We start from the raw sequence: 17863 nt of genomic DNA on the forward strand, positions 1-17863 counted from the left end.
CGGAAGCTAAGCCTCTCAGCGCCGATGGTACTGCCCTGGAGACGGGGTGGGAGAGTAGGACGCCGCCGGACAACCATTCACGAAGGGCCCCAGCCACCAGGCTGGGGCCCTTCGTCGTACTGCCGGGCCAATCGCCCGAGGAATGGAGCAGGAGCGTCGCCGGGCGCCCGCACCCGCGGGTCAGCGCCGGCGCTCCTCCTTCGTCGTCGCCCCGACGTTGTCGGCGAACCACGCGTTCAACTGCCTCAGATCGCGCCAGGCATCCCGGACCCGGTCCAGGGCCTCGCGGGTGTGCAGCCAGTCCTCCGGCGTCCAACGACGGGCGGCGTGCAGCGACTTGTGCTTCAGCAGGTCGATGCGGTCGTCGTCGGCGGAGTAGCCGGCGGGCACGCGCACCAGGCGCTCACCCTCGATATCCCACCCGCCGGCGCGCAGTCGCCCCACCTCCTGCTCCAGCCGGGGACCCTGCAGCCGATCGGCCACGGCGCGGCGGTACCTCGCCACCTGATCGGATTCCAGCCGCCAGCAACCACCCGCGACGGTCAGCCCGTCGGCCGAGATCTGCACGTACCAGGCGCCGGCGCCGCGCCCCTCCGGGTTGACCACGGCACCCTGGTGCGTCTTGTAGGGGGTCTTGTCATGGCTGAACCGGACGTCGCGGTAGGGGCGGAACACCTTCGCCGTGCCGAACTCCGGCGCCAGCTCCTCGACCAGCGCGGTGAGCGGCCCGCGTACGTGGGTCTCGTAGCCGGGACGGTGCGCCGTCCAGTACGCCTTGCTGTTGTCCGCCTCGAGGCCCTCGTAGAAGACCAGTCCCTCGTCCGGGAACCCGTCGAAGGTCATCGGTCCGTGTCCTCCCCGTCGAGCTCGACGTGCCACCGCAGCTCGCGCAGCGGCGCCGCCCCCGTGTCGAGCGTGCGGGCCCAGCCGTCGGGCGCCCATCCGGCCGACTCGTAGAAGTCGGCGGACGCCCGGTCGGATTCCGCGAGCCAGACCTGGAGGCGGGTGGTGCCGTCGGTGGACGCGAGGTCGGCGACCGCGGCCAGCAGCCGGCTGCCGTGCCCGCGTCGGCCCCAGCGCGGCTCCACCAGCAGCGTGCTGATCTCCGCGGCCTCGGGCCCGGTCGCGACGGCCGCGAAGCCCACCACCGCCCCCTGCTCCACGGCCACCAGCACCCGGTGGCCCGCTGACGGGGGCGAGGTGACGGCCGAGCGCCAGGTCTCGGTCACCGCCTCCTCGTCCCACCCCTCGAGGACCTCCGCGGGCAGCAGGGAGCGGTACGCGGTCCGCCAGGTGACGCCCTGCACCCGTGCGATCGCGGCGGCGTCCTCCGGCCGGGCCGGCCGCACCGACACGTCCGCGGAGCCCGTGAGGCGGGGGAAGGGGATCGAGGTCACCCGGGCAGCGTAGGGGCGTGGGCCGGGTCAGCGGGTGTCGTACCCGGGAGGCAGGATCCACGGACGTGACGCCCGTCGAACGGTTGCCGGCCGCGCTCGCCCGGCGCATCGCCCTCGCCGCGCAGGGCTTCGCCGATCCGCGCCCGGCGACCGCCGTGGGCACCCGACAGCTCCGCCGGCTCACCGAGCGGCTCGCCGTGGTGCAGATCGACTCCGTGAACGTGCTCTCCCGCTCGCACTACCTCCCCGCCTTCAGCCGGCTCGGGCCCTACCCGCAGGAGGCCCTCGACGCGTTGGCGAACCGGCGGCACGACCTCTTCGAGTACTGGGCGCACGAGGCGTCCTTCCTCCCGGTCCGCCTGCACCCTCTCCTGCGCTGGCGCATGGCCGCGGCGCAGGAGGAGGCGTGGGGCACCATGACCCGGGTGCACCGGGAGCGGCCGGAGTACGTGGCCTCCCTCCTGGAGCGGGTGCGCCGCGACGGGCCGCTGCGGGCCGGCGAGCTGCAGGAGGAGCGGCCCAACCTGCCGGGCAGCATGTGGAACTGGCACGCGGGCAAGGCGGCACTGGAGTACCTGTTCTTCACCGGCGCCCTCACCGCGTCGCGCCGCACGGCGGGGTTCGAACGGGTCTACGACCTGCCGGAGCGGGTGCTGCCGGCCGCGGTGCTCGACGCACCCACCCCGGAGCGGCCCGACGCGGTGCGGGAGCTGGTGCGCACGGCGGCGCGGGCGCTCGGCGTGGCGACCGAGACCGACCTGCGCGACTACTTCCGCCTCCGGCCGGCCGACGCGCGGACGGCGATCGCCGAGCTGGCCGACGCCGGCGAGCTGCAGCCGGTCGAGGTGGCCGGGTGGGGCCGGCCGGCGTGGCTGGACCCCGCAGCGCGCCGCCCCCGCTGGATCCGGGCGCGGGCGCTGCTCAGCCCGTTCGACTCCCTGGTGTGGGAGCGGCCGCGGGTGGAGCGCATCTTCGGCTTCCGCTACCGGCTGGAGATCTACACGCCGGCGCAGCAGCGGGTGCACGGCTACTACGTGCTGCCCTTCCTGCTCGGCGACCGGCTGGTCGGCCGCGTGGACCTCAAGGCCGACCGGAAGGCCGGCGCCCTGCGGGTGCAGGCCGCGCATGCCGAGGACGGCGTCGACCGCGGGGTGGTCGCTGCCGAGCTCGCCGACGAGCTGCGGCTCATGGCGGGCTGGATGGCGCTCGACGACGTCGCCGTCGTCGGCCGGGGCGACCTGGCGCCCGACCTCAGCCGGGCTCTGGGGGTGCTGCCCGTCCCGGCGTGAGGCCGGCCAGCCGGCGCACCACCGCCAGACCCGCCGGCTCCCCGGGCCAGTGCCGCGCCACGGCGTCCTCGCCGGCACGGCGCACCACCGACCGGAGCGCCCAGGCAACCACGACGACGTCGTCGGCGTACCCCAGGACCGGCACCACGTCGGGCACGAGGTCCAACGGCGAGATCAGGTAGCCCAGCAGGAGCCACAGGCGCAGCCGGAGCCCCGTGGGGAGGGTGCGGTCGGCCGCCAGCCGGCGCACCAGCCGGACGGCGTCGGGCAGCAGCCGCAGGGCGTCGCGGACGGTCAGCCCGTCCGGGCGGGTGTGCCACAGGGCCGCCAGGAGCAGCAGCCAGACCAGCAGCAGGCCGCCGGCCACGGCGAGCAGCGGGCGCCACCAGTCCACGCGCCCAGTCTGGACGGCGGCCCGCCGTAGGCTCGGCAGGTGCCAGAGATCGCGCCGCTCCGCGTCCAGGTCATCGCGCAGACGCAGTTCACCGCACCCGCCGACGTCCCGTGGGAGACCGACGCCGACGGCGGCCAGGCGCTCGCCGAGTTCGCCGGCCGGGCCTGCTACCAGTCGTGGGACAAGCCCAACCCCGCGACCGCGACGAACGCCGGCTACCTGCGGCACATCCTGGAGGTCGGGCACCTCGCCGTGCTCGAGCACGGGACCGTGAGCATGTACCTCACCGGGGTCTCCCGGTCGCTCACCCACGAGCTGGTGCGGCACCGGCAGTTCTCCTACAGCCAGCTCTCCCAGCGCTACGTGCCCGAGCCCGACGCCGCCGTCGTGGAGCCCGCGGTCATCGCCGGGGACCCGGAGCTGCACGCACGGTTCGTGGCGGCGACCGACGCTGCCGCGGCCGCCTACACCGAGCTCCTGGAGAAGCTGGAGGAGCGCTTCGCCGACGTGCCGAACGCCACGCTGCGTCGCAAGCAGGCCCGCCAGGCGGCCCGCGCGGTGCTGCCCAACGCCACCGAGAGCCGCATCGTCGTCACCGGGAACTACCGGGCGTGGCGCCACTTCGTCGCCATGCGGGCCAGCGAGCACGCCGACGTCGAGCTCCGCGAGCTGGCGATCGCCTGCCTGCGCGAACTGCAGCGGGTGGCCGGCAGCGTCTTCGGCGACTTCCGCATCAGCCGCCTGGCCGACGGCACCGAGGTCGCCGCCAGCCCCTTCGTCGCCGAGGGCTGAGCCCCGCGCGACGGCTGGGGCAGGTGTTCAGCGTCGCCTGCTGACCGTCGTCCGGCCGCCGTAGGCTCGGGTCCGTGGCAGCCCCGATCGACACCCAGTACGAGGACCTCCTGCGGCGCATCCTGGCGCAGGGCACGCCGAAGGACGACCGGACCGGGACCGGCACCGTGAGCCTGTTCGGCGAGCGGCTCCGCTACGACCTCTCCGAGACCTTCCCCCTCGTGACGACGAAGAAGGTCCACTTCCGGTCGATCGCCGTCGAGCTGCTGTGGTTCCTGCGCGGTGAGAGCAACGTCGGCTGGCTGCGGGAGAACGGCGTCACCATCTGGGACGAGTGGGCGTCGGCCGACGGCGACCTCGGCCCCGTCTACGGCGTCCAGTGGCGGTCGTGGCCGACCCCCGACGGCGGTCACGTCGACCAGATCGAGAACCTGCTGCAGACGCTGCGCACCGATCCCGACTCCCGCCGGATGATCGTCTCGGCCTGGAACGTCGCCGCTCTGCCCGAGATGGCGCTGGCCCCCTGCCACGCGTTCTTCCAGTTCTACGTGGCCGGCGGGAAGCTCTCCTGCCAGCTCTACCAGCGCAGTGCCGACATGTTCCTCGGCGTGCCGTTCAACATCGCCAGCTACGCGCTCCTCACCCGGATGATCGCCGCGCAGGTCGGCCTGGAGCCCGGCGAGTTCATCTGGGTCGGCGGCGACTGCCACATCTACGACAACCACGTCGACCAGGTGCGCGAGCAGCTCTCCCGGGAGCCGTACCCGTTCCCGGCGCTGGACCTGGCGCCCGCGCCGTCGCTGTTCGACTACACGTTCGAGCACTTCACCGTGCGCGGCTACCGGCACCACCCCGCGATCCGGGCAGCCGTGGCGGTGTGACCGGCCCCAGCGGCATCGCGATGATCTGGGCGCAGGCCCGCGGCGGGGTCATCGGGGCCGACGGCGGCCTGCCGTGGCACCTGCCCGAGGACCTCGCGCTGTTCCGCCGGCTCACGACCGGGTCGACGGTGGTGATGGGGCGGCGCACCTGGGAGTCGCTGCCCGCGCGCTTCCGCCCGCTGCCGCAGCGGGTGAACGTCGTGCTGACCTCCGACCCGGCCTGGTCGGCCGACGGTGCGGTCGTCGCGCACTCGGTCGGCGAGGTGCTCGCCGAGCACCCCTCGGCGTGGGTGATCGGCGGGGGAGGGGTCTACGCAGCGTTCCTGCCGCACGCCGGGCGGGTGGTCGTCACCGACCTCGACACCGACGTCGCCGGCGACACCTGGGCGCCCCCGCTGCACGGGGGCTGGGTGCGCACCGCGCGCACCCCGGCCGAGGGCTGGTCGGTGTCGGCGTCGGGGGGGCTGCGGTTCGCGGTGTCGGAGTACGTGCGGGAACCCGTCGGATCCGCTGGGTAGATTCTCCCCATGACCACCGACCCCGCCCGGCCGTTCGGGCGCCTCCTCACGGCCATGGTCACCCCGCTGGCCGAGGACGGGTCGATCGACCTCGCCGGGGCCCAGGAGCTCGCCGCGCACCTGGTCGACCGCGGTGGTAACGACGGGCTGGTCGTCTTCGGGACGACGGGGGAGTCGCCGACCACCAGCGACGCCGAGCAGCGCGCCGTCCTGGAGGTGGTGCTGGACTCCGTCGGCGACCGCGCCACGGTGGTGGCCGGCGTCGGCACCTACGACACCGCGCACTCGATCGAGAAGGCGCGGACCGCCGCCGAGCTGGGCGTGCACGGGTTGCTGGCGGTGACGCCGTACTACAACCGGCCCCCGCAGGCGGGCGTGCTCCGCCACTTCACCTCGATCGCCGACAGCACCGACCTCCCGGTGATGCTCTACGACATCCCGGTCCGCACCGGCACGCCCATCGAGGTGGAGACGCTCGTCCGCGCCGCGGAGCACCCGCGGATCGTCGCGGTGAAGGACGCCAAGGGCGACCTCGGCGCGATGGCGTGGACGCTGGCGCGCACCGACCTCGCCTACTACAGCGGCGAGGACATGCTGAACCTGCCGATCCTCGCGCTGGGCGGCGTGGGCATGGTCAGCGTCGTCAGCCACCTCGTCGGCCCCCGGCTGGTGGAGCTCATCGCCGCCGTCGAGGCCGGTGACCTGGTCAAGGCCAGGGAGATCAACGACAGGCTGCTCCCCGTGGTCACCGGGGTCTTCCGCACCCAGGGCGTCATCACGGTGAAGGCCGCGCTCAACGCGCTCGGCCTGCCGGCGGGGCCGGTCCGGCCGCCGCTGGTCGACGCCACCCCCGAACAGCTCGCGCAGCTGCGCGACGACCTCGCCGCTGGAGGCGTCACCCTGTGAGTGGTCAGGTCACCCAACCGCACCTCGATCTCAAGGCCCCCCCGCCCCTGCCCGAGGGCGGCCTGCGGGTCATGGCCCTGGGCGGCCTCGGCGAGATCGGCCGCAACATGGCGGTGCTCGAGTTCGACGGCAAGCTGATGGTCATCGACTGCGGCGTCCTCTTCCCCGAGGCCGAGCAGCCGGGGGTCGACCTGATCCTCCCTGACTTCGGCGTCATCGAGCACCGGCTGGACGACGTCGTGGCCGTGGTGCTCACCCACGGGCACGAGGACCACATCGGGGCCATCCCGTATCTCCTGCGACTCCGCGAGGACATCCCGCTGGTCGGCTCGCGCTTCACCCTCGCGCTCGTCGCGGCGAAGCTCCGCGAGCACCGGCTGGACGCGACGCTGGTCGAGGTGGCCGCGGGGGAGGACCACCTGGCGGGTCCGTTCCACTGCGAGTTCATCTCGGTGAACCACTCCATCCCCGACGCCCTCGCGGTGGCGGTGCACACGCCGGCGGGCGTGCTCGTGCACACCGGCGACTTCAAGATGGACCAGCTCCCCCTGGACGGCGTCCTCACCGACCTGGGTGCGTTCGCGCGCCTCGGCGTGGAGGGCATCGACCTGCTGCTGGCCGACTCCACCAACGCCGAGGTGCCCGGCTTCGTCACCCCCGAGCGGTCCATCGGCCCGGTCCTCGACGACGTCTTCGCCCGCGCCTCGCAGCGGCTGATCGTCTCCAGTTTCGCCAGCCACGTGCACCGCATCCAGCAGGTGCTCGACTGCGCCGACAAGCACGGCCGCAAGGTGGCCCTGGTCGGTCGGTCGATGGTGCGCAACATGGGCGTCGCCCGAGACCTGGGCCTGCTGCGCGTGGCTCCCGGGCTGATGGTCTCGCTGGACGACGCGGCCAAGATGCCGCCCGAGCAGGTCGTCCTGGTCAGCACCGGGTCGCAGGGCGAGCCGCTGTCGGCGCTCGGCCGCATGGCCCGCGGTGACCACCACCAGGTGACGATCGAGGCCGGCGACACCGTCGTCCTCGCCTCCTCCCTGGTGCCGGGCAACGAGACCGCCGTCTACAAGGTCATCAACGGCCTCGCCCGGCTGGGCGCGACGGTGGTGCACAAGGAGACGGCGCGGGTGCACGTCTCCGGGCACGCCCCGGCGGGCGAACTGCGCACGCTGCTCAACGTGGCCAAGCCCCGGTACCTGATGCCGGTGCACGGGGAGTGGCGGCACCTGCGGGCGCACGCCAAGCTCGCCGAGGAGACCGGCATGGCCGCCGACCGGATCCTCCTGGCCGAGGACGGCGTCGTCGTCGACCTCGTGGACGGCAAGGCGACGATCGTCGGCTCCGTGCCCATCGGCAACGTGTACGTGGACGGGCTCAACGTCGGTGACGTGGGTGAGGAGGCGCTGCAGGCGCGGCGCATCCTCGGCGACGAGGGGTTCGTCGCGCTCACGGTGGTCATCGAGCCGTCGACCGGGACGATCGTGCGCCCGGTGCACCTGTCGACCAAGGGGTTCTCCGACGACCCCGCGGCGTTCGACGAGGTGCTCCGGCTGGTCGAGGACAACCTCAAGCGCGCGCTGGCCGACGAGGGCGTCGACGCGCACCGGCTGTCGCAGATCATCCGACGCACCGTCGGGAAGTGGGTCTCGGACAAGCACCGCCGGCGCCCGATGATCATCCCGACCGTCCTCGAGGTGTGAGCGGCCCGGAGGTCACCGCCGCGCCCCTCCGGGTGCAGCTGGAGGCGCTTCTGGACGAGCACCGGGCGCTGCTGCGCCGCAGCCTCGACGGGCTGAGCGAGGAGCAGGCACGCCGGTCGCTGGTGCCCTCGCGGACCACGCTGCTGGGGCTGGTCAAGCACGCCGCATTCGTGGAGCAGGTGTGGTTCGACGAGGCGGTCAGCGGCCGCTCCCGCGCCGAGATCGGCATCCCGGCCACGCCCGACGAGTCGTTCGTGCTCCTGGACGGCGACACGACCGTCTCCGTGGCGGAGGCGCACCGAGCGGCCTGCGAGACTTCCCGCCGGGCGGTCGCCGGGCTCGACCTCGACGACCTGGTGCACGGCAACCGCCGCGGGCCGCTGCCGTTGCGCTGGGTGTACCTCCACGTGCTCCGCGAGCTCGCCCAGCACTGCGGGCACGCCGACATCCTGCGCGAGCAGGTCCTCGCCACCGGCTGACCGGCCCCGCGCCGGGATCAGGTGACCTGATCGTCGAGCGTCCTCCCTCACGGCGCGCGGTGAGGGTGGACACCGCACGACCAGGTCACCTGATCATGATGGGCGTGATGCCTTCGCCGGGGGGCAGGTCGAAGCCCCACACCTGGGCGTAGAAGGACAGCTCGCCGTCCAGGGCGGCCCGGATGTTCTCCGCCTTGCGGAAGCCGTGCTGCTCGCCGGCGAAGAGCAGGTAGGCGTGCGGGACGCCCTTGTCGCGCAGCGCGGCCACGATCGCCTCGGCCTGGTCCGGCGGCACGACCGCGTCCTCGTCGCCCTGGAAGACCGCCAGCGGCGTGTCGAGGGCGTCGACGTGGTTGATCGGCGAGCGCTCGTCGTAGACCGCCCGGCCCGACGGCCAGGGGGCCACCAGCCCGTCCAGGTAGCGGGACTCGAACTTGTGCGTCTCGGCCGCCAGCGCCCCGAGGTCGGCGACCCCGAAGTGGCTGGCGCCCGCGGTGAAGACGCCCGGGCGCATCGTGAGCGCGGCCAGCGTCGTGTACCCGCCGGCCGAGCCGCCGCGGATCGCCATGCGGGCCGGGTCCACCCGTCCGCTGCCGGCGAGGAAGCGGGCGCAGGCCACGACGTCGTCGAGGTCCACCACGCCCCAGCGCCCCTGCAGTGCGTCCCGGTACCGGCGGCCGTAGCCGACCGAGCCGCGGTAGTCGACGTCGGCGACGCAGAAGCCGCGCGACGTCCAGTACTGGATCTCCAGGTTGAGCACGGGAACGGCGCCGGACGTCGGGCCCCCGTGCACCACGACCAGCAGCGGCGGCAGCGCGCCCTCCGGGGCGGTCGCCCCCGGGTTGGTCGGTGGGTAGACCAGGGCGTGCGCCTCCCCGATCCCCGTGCCGGCGTCCTCGGTCGGGAAGGTGACGTGCTCGGGGGAGGAGAACCAGGGCGGGTCCAGCCCGAGGTCACGGGCCGGCCGCAGCACCTCCGCCGAGCCGCTGTCGACGTCCACGCGCAGCACCACCGGCTCACTCGCCGGGCCGCCGGCGACGCAGACCACCTGAGCCCCCTGCGCCATGACGTACCGGAAGGAGCCGTAGGGCAGATCCAGCTCCCGCGGCTCGCCGCCGGGGGAGAGCACGGCCAGGCGGTCGCGGCCGGCCCGGCCGTAGGCCAGCGCGATCCGGCCGTCAGCGAGCAGGGCGTAGCGCGACTGGCCGAACAGCCACTGCGGGCCGGCGATGTCGCTGCCGACGTCGGCGACGAGCGTCGGCTGCTCGTGCGGCCGCTTCCGGTACAGCGACCAGAAGTTCGTACGGTCGTCGAGCCAGCACAGCTCGAGGTCCCCGCCCCAGCGCGGCTGGACGACGGACTCGCCCGGGCCGCCCGCGAGGACGTGGTCGGTGCCGTCGGCCGACCGGACGACGAGCTGCGCGCTGTCCCACGGCATGTGCGGGTGATCCCACTGCAGCCACGAGAGCGTGACGCCATCGGGGGCCAGGCGCGGGTCGGAGACGAAGTCGGGGCCGGAGACGAGCACCTCGGTGGCCCCGTCGTGACCGATGCGCACGATCTCGTTGACGACGTCCGCCGCCGCACCGGAGGCGGTGTGCGTCTCGCGGACGGCGAGCACGCCGCCCGCGACCACCACGAGGTCGGCGTACCGGACGCCGGACGGGATCTCCGGTTCCGGGGTGACCGCGGTGGGGGTGTCGTCACCGGGTGCAAGTCGGTACAGCCGCTGGTCCGAGAAGTCGGTGAACCACAGGACGCCAGCGGACACGGTCCACGCGCCGCCGCCGTACTCGTGGACCCGGGTGCGGGCGTTCCAGGGCGCCGGGAGCGCGTCGGTGACCACGCCGTCCGGGGTGCGCCGCACGAGCACCGTGCGCCCGCCCTCGGCCGGGCGCGACTCGGCCCACCAGACGTCGTCGCCGTCCACGACCACCTCTCCGAGCCGAGCCGCCGACCGGACGACGAGCTCGGAGGTGACGGGCGTGGGCCAGCTGCCGTGGGGGAGCGGGGCGCTCATGCCCGTGACGTTAGCCGGGATCACCCCGCTCGTCGGCGCTCAGCAGGACCGGCCCGGACCTGTGGCCGGACGGGAAACCGGCTACTAGCGTGCAGCCCATGATGGCGTCCTGGCGCCGTTCCAGGCAGGCAGGTGGGTGCCCGGCGACGGCCGGCGCCGCAGCGCCCGTGCCAGGCCACGGTCACCCGACCAGGGATGGACGGTCGACCGGGGCCGGACGCACCTCCGAACGGAAAGGGGGATGGGGCGACGGGGCCGCCGAGCGGCGCCGGACCCCTGACCACCGATGGACGACCACGACCACGACCATCCGCAGTACAGCGAGCTGTCCGAGATGGACGCGAGGGTCCGCGCGCTCGAGACCCTGCTGACCGAGAAGGGCCTGGTGGACCGGGACGCCCTGGACGCCGTGGTGGAGCGCTACGAGAAGGAGGTCGGTCCGCACAACGGTGCCCAGGTCGTCGCCAAGGCCTGGACGGACGAGGAGTACCGGCGGTGGCTGCTCGAGGACGCGGACGCCGCCATCGCCTCGCTGGGGCACGTGGGGCGCCAGGGGGAGCACATGGTCGCCCTGGAGAACACCCCGGATCGACACAACATGGTTGTCTGCACCCTCTGCTCGTGCTACCCGTGGCCGGTGCTCGGGCTCCCGCCGGTCTGGTACAAGTCGCCGGCCTACCGGTCGAAGGTCGTGATCGACCCGCGCGGGGTGCTGGCGGATTTCGGCGTCTCGTTGCCCGAGGACACCGAGATCAAGGTCTGGGACTCGACGTCGGAGGTGCGCTACCTGGTGATCCCGGTGCGCCCTGAGGGGACGGAGGGTATGAGCGAGGGGCAACTGGCCGAGCTCGTGACCCGGGACAGCATGATCGGTACCGGGCTGGTCCACGCACCCTCGGGCGCCGCCCGGTGAACGGCGTCCACGACACGGGTGGCATGCAGGGGTTCGGACCGGTCATTCCGGAGCCCGGCGAACCCCCGTTCCACGACGAGTGGGAGAGACGCTCCTTCGCCATCACGCTCGCGCTCGGCGCACTCGGGCTCTGGAACATCGATCAGATGCGGCACGAGCGCGAGTCCCTGCCCCCGGCCGAGTACCTGGCCAGCAGCTACTACCGCATCTGGTTCCTCGCGGTGGAGAACGCCGTCCGCAGGCTCGAGCTCCTGGACCGGGAGGGCCTGAGGGCGCGCACCGCCGAGGAGCTCACCGGGCTGTTCTCGTCACGGTCCAGCTACGAGCGGCCCATCGGGACCGGGCCGGTGTTCCGGACGGGCCAGCAGGTGCGGACCCGCACCATCAACCCGAGCGGGCACACGCGTCTGCCCCGCTACGCGCGAGGCCGTGTCGGCACCGTGGTCGCCGTCCGTGGTGCGCACGTCTTCCCCGATCGCCATGCCGTGCCGCTCGGCCAGGAGCCGGACCCGGCCCCCGAATGGCTCTACACCGTCGAGTTCAGCGCGGGTGAGCTCTGGGGGGAGGGCGCCGATCCGACCGTCACCGTGTCGATCGACGCCTGGGAGCCCTATCTGGAGGCCGCCTGATGGACACGACCGCCGCCGGGACGCTGGCCCGCATCTCCGCGGCTGCGGGGCACGAGCTGCCGCTGCCGCCCCCGGGCAGCGAGCAGGTCTTCGCCGCTCCCTGGCAGGCGCAGGTCTTCGCGATGACCGTGACCCTGCACGAGGCAGGTGCGTTCACGTGGTCGGAGTGGGCCCGCACCCTGGGACGGCACGTGTCCGGTGGCCGGCCCGACGGCAGCGACTACTACGAGCGCTGGGCCGACGCGCTGGCCGAGATGCTCCGGACCCGTGGCATCGCGACCGAGGAGGACATCGAGGGGGCGACGAGAGCCTGGCACGAGGCCGCCGCCCGCACACCGCACGGGATGCCGATCGAGCTCTGAGCGACGGCGCTGCCGACCGGAGCCGCCGCTCGCGGGCACATCCGCGGAGCCGGCCCGGCGGCAGCCGGGTCCGGAGACGGGCCCCGCGTGCGGGACACGACACCCGGCCTGGCCGTCCCGGACCCTCGTCGGGATTACGGTCTGACGCATGCCTGCCCGCACCACGCCGAACCGCCGGCCGGCCGCCACCCGCAGCCGGTCGGGGTCGACGGCGGCGAGCAAGAAGCGGCCCGCCGCCAAGCGGGCGCCCAACCGGCGGCAGCCGGCCCGCACGACGTCGTCCTCCGGCCCCTCGCTCTGGCGGGTCGCCAGCGGGGGCTGGAACCTGCTCGCCCGTGGCGCCGGCGGCCTGGCCCGCTCGGTCGCCCGGCCGGAGGAGGCCGAGCCGCTGGCCCCCGAGCACCGCCGGGACGGGGTCGGCCTCGCCGTCCTCGGGCTGGCGATCGTCCTGGGTGCCGCCGCTTGGAGCAACGGCATCGGGCCGGTCGGCGCCGCGCTGACCGACGGCGTGCGCTGGATCGTCGGCTCGCTGGTGATGGTGCTGCCCGTCGTCCTGCTCGTCGCCGCCCTGCGGCTCCTGCGCCGCGGTCCCCGCCCGGAGGCACGCGGCCGGCTGGCCATCGGCTGGCTGTGCACCCTCGCCTCGGTCCTCGGCATCGCCCACGTCGTCGGCACGCCGTCCGTCCCCCAGGCGGGGCAGCCGGGCTCCGGCGGGCTCCTCGGCTGGGCCGTCGGCACCCCCCTGGTCGCCGGGGTCGGCGCGGTGGTCACCGTCGTGCTGCTCGGCCTGCTGGCCTTCTTCGGCCTGCTCGTGATCACCGCGACGCCGGTGCACCAGATCCCCGAGCGCATGCGCGAGTTCACCGACCGGCTGCTCGGCCGCGACGACCACGACGAGTACGACGAGGACGTCGACGACGACGAGGAGGACGAGCAGCCCGCGCCGAAGAGCCGCCGGCGCCGCAGCTCCCTCTCCGAGGACCTCCTCACCACGGGGCCGATCGACCACGGCGCCTACGCCGAGGCGCCGGAGGCCACCAGCACCACCGAGCCCGAGCACACCGTGCTGGCGCCCCCGCCGCCCGTGCCGTCGATCCGGCGCCCGGTCGAGGACCGCACCTCCCCGCCGGAGGACCTGCCCCCGATCACCGAGCCCGAGCAGCTCTCCATCCAGCCGGTCGAGGGCGACTACGTGCTGCCGGCGCTCTCCACGCTGCGCCCCGGTGACCCGCCGCGGGCCCGGTCCAAGGCGAACGACGTCGCCATCGAGGCGATCACCGGCGTCCTGGACCAGTTCAACATCGACGCCGCCGTCACCGGGTTCACCCGCGGCCCGACGGTCACCCGCTACGAAGTCGAGCTCGGCCAGGGCGTGAAGGTCGAGAAGATCACCGCCCTGACCCGCAACATGGCCTACGCGGTGGCCAACGACAACATCCGCATCCTCGCCCCGATCCCGGGCAAGTCGGCGGTCGGGATCGAGGTGCCCAACACCGACCGCGAGAAGGTCAGCCTCGGCGACGTGCTGCGCTCGCAGGCGGCCAAGCAGGACCCGCACCCGATGCTGGTCGGCCTCGGCAAGGACATCGAGGGCGGGTTCGTCTGCGCGAACCTGGCGAAGATGCCGCACCTCCTGGTCGCCGGTGCCACCGGTGCCGGTAAGTCCAGCTGCGTCAACTCGATCCTGACCTCGCTGCTGCTGCGGGCGACCCCGGACCAGCTGCGGATGATCCTGGTCGACCCGAAGATGGTCGAGCTGACGCCCTACGACGGCATCCCGCACCTGATCACGCCGATCATCACCGACCCCAAGAAGGCCGCCACCGCGCTGGCCTGGCTGGTCGAGGAGATGGAGCAGCGCTACCAGGACATGAAGTCCACCGGCGTGCGGCACATCGACGACTTCAACCGCAAGGTCGAGAAGGGCGAGATCACCGCCCCGCCCGGCAGCGAGCGGGTCTACCGGCCCTACCCCTACATCCTCGCGATCGTCGACGAGCTCGCCGACCTGATGATGGTGGCCCCGCGCGACGTCGAGGAGCACATCGTCCGGATCACCCAGAAGGCGCGTGCCGCCGGCATCCACCTGATCCTGGCGACCCAGCGGCCCTCGGTCGACGTCGTCACCGGCCTGATCAAGGCCAACGTGCCCTCGCGGCTGGCGTTCTCCACCTCCAGCCTCACGGACAGCCGGGTCATCCTCGACCAGCCGGGCGCGGAGAAGCTGATCGGCATGGGGGATGCGCTCTTCATGCCCATCGGCGCCGGCAAGCCGATGCGCGTCCAGGGCGCCTTCGTCACCGACGCCGAGATCGAGGCGGTCGTCGAGTTCACCAAGCGGCAGGCCGAGCCCGAGTACCGGGAAGAGGTCTTCTCCGCGGGCAGCGCAGGCGAGAAGAAGGAGATCGACGAGGACATCGGCGGGGACCTGGACCTGCTGGTCCAGGCCGTCGAGCTGATCGTCACCAGCCAGTTCGGGTCGACGTCGATGCTGCAGCGCAAGCTGCGCGTCGGCTTCGCCAAGGCGGGCCGGCTGATGGACCTCATGGAGAGCCGGGGCATCGTCGGCCCCTCCGAGGGTTCCAAGGCGCGCGACGTGCTGGTCAAGCCCGACGAGCTCGAGGCCACCCTCTTCACCCTCCGCGGCGGCATGTGACCGTCCCGGGCATGGCCCCGTCCGAGGAGGACGGGGCCCTTCTGGTGACGTTCTGGAACGGCCCGCGTGCAGGGTCCCGTCGCGAACGTGTGCGTGACGGGGGGACGTGACGTTCTGGAACGGCCCGCCCGTCGCGAACATGTGAGTGACGGGGGGCACGCGGGTCCTTCACCTACGATGGGCGGGTGACAGCCACGCCCAGCCCTGCCCGGACCGTGGCCGTGGTGACCCTCGGGTGCGCGCGCAACGAGGTCGACTCCGAGGAGCTGGCCGGCCGGCTCGCCGCCGAGGGGTACGAGCTCGTCGAGGACGCCGAGGGTGCCGACGCGGTGCTCGTCAACACCTGCGGGTTCATCGAGACCGCCAAGAAGGACTCCGTCGACGCGATCCTCGCCGCGACCGACTCCGGCGCCTCCGTGGTCGCCGTCGGCTGCATGGCCGAGCGCTACGGCTCCGAGCTCGCGGACGCGCTGCCCGAGGCCACCGTCCTGGGCTTCGACGACTACGCGCAGATCGGTGGCCGCCTGGACGACGTCCTCGCCGGCCGCCCGCTCGTGCCGCACACGCCGCGCGACCGCCGCACCCTCCTGCCGATCAGCCCGGTCGAGCGCTCCGCCGTCCTCGCCGGGGCCGGTGGCCGGGTCGAGGACGCCGGGCCGGCCATCCCCGGGCACGACTGGCTCCGCCGGCGCCGGCTGGCCGCCGGCCCCTCGGCGGCGATCAAGCTGGCCTCGGGGTGCGACCGGCGCTGCGCGTTCTGCGCCATCCCCACCTTCCGGGGCGCGTTCGTCTCCCGCCCGCCGGCGGAGGTGCTCTCCGAGGCGCAGTGGCTGGCCTCCCAGGGCGTGACCGAGCTCGTGCTGGTCAGCGAGAACTCCACCTCCTACGGCAAGGACCTTGGCGATCTCCGGACGCTGGAGAAGCTGCTGCCGCAGCTGGCCGCCGTGGAGGGGATCGTGCGGGTGCGGGTCGCCTACCTGCAGCCGGCGGAGCTGCGCCCGGGGCTGCTGGAGGTCATCGCCGGCACGGACGGGGTGGCCCCCTACTTCGACCTGTCCTTCCAGCACTCCTCCCCGACGCTGCTGCGTCGCATGCGGCGGTTCGGCGGCACGGAGGACTTCCTGCGCACGATCGAGCGGGCCCGTAGCCTGGCCCCCGGCGCCGGGTTCCGCACCAACGTCATCCTCGGCTTCCCGGGGGAGACCGAGGACGACGTCGCGGAGCTGGAGCGCTTCCTCACCGAGGGCCGCCTGGACGCGGTCGGTGTGTTCGGCTACTCCGACGAGGAGGGCACCGAGGCGATGCGACTGGACGGCAAGCTCGACCAGGCGGAGATCGACGCCCGCGTGCGCCGCATCACCGACCTGGTCGAGGAGCTCACCGCGCAGCGCGCCGAGGAGCGGATCGGGGAGCAGGTCGAGGTGCTGCTGACCGAGGACCTCTCGGCGGAGGAGGGCTCCGGCACCTGGTCGGGGCACGCCGCCCACCAGGACCCCGACGCCGACGGCACCACGACGGTCAGCGGCGTCCCGGCCGGCGCCGTCGCCGGGCAGGTGGTGGTGGCCCGGGTGGTCGGGACCGAGGGCATCGACCTGCTCGCCGACGTCCGCGTGCCCGCCGTCGCCACGGCCGCGCGGTAGGGGCAGGTGACCGACGTGGCCCCCGACCCGGCAGCGACGCCCCCGCAGTCGGTGCGGCTGGTCAACGTGCCGAACGCGCTCACCGTGCTGCGGCTGGCCGTGGTCCCTGTCTTCGCCGTCCTCCTGCTGCAGGACGAGACCCTCGACGACAGCAGCCGCTACTGGGCCACCCTCGTCTTCGGCCTGGCGATCCTCACCGACCGCTACGACGGGCTGATCGCCCGGCGGACCGGGCAGGTGACCGAGTTCGGCAAGCTCGCCGACCCGATCGCCGACAAGGCGCTGACCGGCACCGCGCTCATCGGGCTGTCCGTGCTCGCCCTGCTGCCCTGGTGGGTCACCGCGGTGATCCTGGTGCGCGAGGTGGGGGTCACCCTGCTGCGCTTCTGGGTCATCCGGGACGGCGTCATCGCGGCCAGCCGCGGCGGCAAGGCGAAGACGGTGCTGCAGGCCCTCGCGATCGGCCTGTACATCCTGCCGCTGAGCGGCGCGCTGGCCACCGCGCGCTGGTGGGTGATGGCCGCGGCCGTGGTGCTCACCGTGCTCACCGGCCTGGATTACGTCTACCGCGCGATCACGCTGCGCCAGACGAGCGCCCGTGCCATGCGGGCGGCGGCGGCCCGCCGGCAGTCGGGCGCCGACCCCTCCACCCGTCGCGACACCGCCGCCTGACCGGCCGTGGCCACCGCGGACGGCTCCGCCGCGCTCGAGGCGCTCGCCGGTGAGGTCCACCGCGCGCTGCTCGCCCGCGGTGGGACCGTGGCGGCCGCGGAGTCGCTCACCGCGGGGCTGCTCTGCGCCACCCTCGCCGCGGTGCCCGGCGCCAGTGCGACGCTGCGCGGGGGTGCGGTCGTCTACGCCACCGACCTGAAGACCACGCTCGCCGGGGTGCCCGCCGACCTGCTCGCCGCGCACGGACCGGTGAGCCGGGAGACGGCGGCCGCGCTGGCCCAGGGCATCCGCACCCGGTGCGCGGCCTCGTTCGGCCTCGGGCTCACCGGGGTCGCCGGCCCCGACCCCGTCGACGGGCACGGCCCCGGCACGGTCTTCCTCGGCGTGAGCGACGGGCGGCGCACCGACGTCGCCCGGCTCGACCTCCCGGGGGACCGCGCCGCGGTGCGCGCCGGCGCGGTGACCGGCGCATTCACGGCCCTGCTCGACCGGCTCCGCGCGGCAGTCGACGGGAACGCCCACCCGGCCGACGGCGTTACGCCATGAGCGGACTCGGCCCCGTCGGTGGGCTGACGGCGGACGCGCCGCGTACCGTGAGCGCACGGTGCCCGATGGCAC

Annotated in this window: 18 protein-coding genes; 14 read left to right on the plus strand and 4 right to left on the minus strand. The window is 73.8% G+C overall.

All coding sequences use genetic code 11. The features are described 5' to 3' along the window. Positions 1-180: 180 nt before the first annotated feature. Positions 181-843 carry a DUF2461 domain-containing protein gene (locus tag ACI792_RS13675; protein WP_456603071.1) on the minus strand — a complete coding sequence of 221 codons (663 nt, stop codon included), beginning with the start codon at positions 841-843 and terminating at the stop codon, positions 181-183. Continuing rightward, positions 840-1397, minus strand: coding sequence for an N-acetyltransferase family protein (locus tag ACI792_RS13680; RefSeq protein ID WP_456603072.1), 558 nt, complete (start codon positions 1395-1397; stop codon positions 840-842). Before ACI792_RS13680 ends, ACI792_RS13675 begins: the two co-directional genes overlap by 4 nt. Before the next feature lie 65 nt (positions 1398-1462). Here ACI792_RS13680 and ACI792_RS13685 point away from each other — a divergent pair, with 65 nt between their 5' ends. Further along, positions 1463-2686, plus strand: a complete 1224-nt coding sequence (locus ACI792_RS13685; RefSeq protein ID WP_456603073.1) for a winged helix-turn-helix domain-containing protein — start codon at positions 1463-1465, stop codon at positions 2684-2686. Here the strand turns inward: ACI792_RS13685 and ACI792_RS13690 are convergent. Beyond that, positions 2649-3080 carry a YkvA family protein gene (locus ACI792_RS13690; protein ID WP_456603074.1) on the minus strand — a complete coding sequence of 144 codons (432 nt, stop codon included), beginning with the start codon at positions 3078-3080 and terminating at the stop codon, positions 2649-2651. The two genes, ACI792_RS13685 and ACI792_RS13690, sit on opposite strands and share 38 nt — an antisense overlap. A 39-nt stretch (positions 3081-3119) precedes the next feature. On the opposite strand from ACI792_RS13690, the gene thyX reads away from it, so the two are divergent. The 6 genes from thyX (at position 3120) to ACI792_RS13720 (ending at position 8353) form a co-directional block, all read left to right on the plus strand. Next, entirely contained in the window at positions 3120-3872 is a 753-nt protein-coding gene (thyX, locus tag ACI792_RS13695) for an FAD-dependent thymidylate synthase (RefSeq protein ID WP_456603075.1), read from the plus strand. A 74-nt stretch (positions 3873-3946) separates the two neighbouring features. Then, on the plus strand, positions 3947-4753 hold the full coding sequence (locus tag ACI792_RS13700; RefSeq protein ID WP_456603076.1) for a thymidylate synthase: 807 nt from the start codon (positions 3947-3949) through the stop codon (positions 4751-4753). Beyond that, positions 4750-5271, plus strand: a complete 522-nt coding sequence (locus ACI792_RS13705; protein ID WP_456603077.1) for a dihydrofolate reductase — start codon at positions 4750-4752, stop codon at positions 5269-5271. The genes ACI792_RS13700 and ACI792_RS13705 overlap by 4 nt, the downstream gene beginning before the upstream one ends. Before the next feature lie 9 nt (positions 5272-5280). Next, positions 5281-6177 carry a 4-hydroxy-tetrahydrodipicolinate synthase gene (gene dapA, locus ACI792_RS13710; RefSeq protein WP_456603078.1) on the plus strand — a complete coding sequence of 299 codons (897 nt, stop codon included), beginning with the start codon at positions 5281-5283 and terminating at the stop codon, positions 6175-6177. Then, a complete protein-coding gene (locus tag ACI792_RS13715; protein ID WP_456603079.1) occupies positions 6174-7874 on the plus strand; it encodes a ribonuclease J in 1701 nt (566 codons plus the stop codon). Before dapA ends, ACI792_RS13715 begins: the two co-directional genes overlap by 4 nt. Next, positions 7871-8353, plus strand: a complete 483-nt coding sequence (locus ACI792_RS13720) for a DinB family protein (RefSeq protein ID WP_456603080.1) — start codon at positions 7871-7873, stop codon at positions 8351-8353. Before ACI792_RS13715 ends, ACI792_RS13720 begins: the two co-directional genes overlap by 4 nt. An 85-nt stretch (positions 8354-8438) precedes the next feature. Here ACI792_RS13720 and ACI792_RS13725 read toward each other — a convergent pair whose 3' ends face one another. After that, positions 8439-10373 carry a prolyl oligopeptidase family serine peptidase gene (locus ACI792_RS13725; RefSeq protein WP_456603081.1) on the minus strand — a complete coding sequence of 645 codons (1935 nt, stop codon included), beginning with the start codon at positions 10371-10373 and terminating at the stop codon, positions 8439-8441. Positions 10374-10659: 286 nt separating this feature from the next. Between ACI792_RS13725 and nthA the strand changes: the two genes are divergently transcribed. From nthA to ACI792_RS13760, 7 genes are all read left to right on the plus strand, one after another. Continuing rightward, entirely contained in the window at positions 10660-11286 is a 627-nt protein-coding gene (gene nthA / locus ACI792_RS13730) for a nitrile hydratase subunit alpha (RefSeq protein ID WP_456603082.1), read from the plus strand. Continuing rightward, on the plus strand, positions 11283-11915 hold the full coding sequence (gene nthB, locus ACI792_RS13735) for a nitrile hydratase subunit beta (RefSeq protein ID WP_456603083.1): 633 nt from the start codon (positions 11283-11285) through the stop codon (positions 11913-11915). The genes nthA and nthB overlap by 4 nt, the downstream gene beginning before the upstream one ends. Then, positions 11915-12277: a nitrile hydratase accessory protein gene (locus ACI792_RS13740; protein ID WP_456580033.1), complete on the plus strand. Its 363-nt coding sequence runs from the start codon at positions 11915-11917 to the stop codon at positions 12275-12277. Before nthB ends, ACI792_RS13740 begins: the two co-directional genes overlap by 1 nt. 148 nt (positions 12278-12425) lie before the next feature. Beyond that, positions 12426-14933 carry a DNA translocase FtsK gene (locus tag ACI792_RS13745; RefSeq protein ID WP_456603084.1) on the plus strand — a complete coding sequence of 836 codons (2508 nt, stop codon included), beginning with the start codon at positions 12426-12428 and terminating at the stop codon, positions 14931-14933. A gap of 185 nt (positions 14934-15118) precedes the next feature. Beyond that, positions 15119-16573 carry a 30S ribosomal protein S12 methylthiotransferase RimO gene (gene rimO / locus ACI792_RS13750; RefSeq protein ID WP_456603085.1) on the plus strand — a complete coding sequence of 485 codons (1455 nt, stop codon included), beginning with the start codon at positions 15119-15121 and terminating at the stop codon, positions 16571-16573. Between the two features lie 6 nt (positions 16574-16579). Then, positions 16580-17245, plus strand: coding sequence for a CDP-diacylglycerol--glycerol-3-phosphate 3-phosphatidyltransferase (pgsA, locus tag ACI792_RS13755; RefSeq protein WP_456580030.1), 666 nt, complete (start codon positions 16580-16582; stop codon positions 17243-17245). 6 nt (positions 17246-17251) lie between these two features. After that, the gene (locus ACI792_RS13760; protein WP_456603086.1) at positions 17252-17791 is read left to right on the plus strand and encodes a CinA family protein; all 540 of its coding nucleotides are present in this window, start codon (positions 17252-17254) and stop codon (positions 17789-17791) included. Positions 17792-17863 lie beyond the last annotated feature (72 nt).

Source organism: Blastococcus sp. SYSU DS0669 (genome assembly GCF_054050895.1).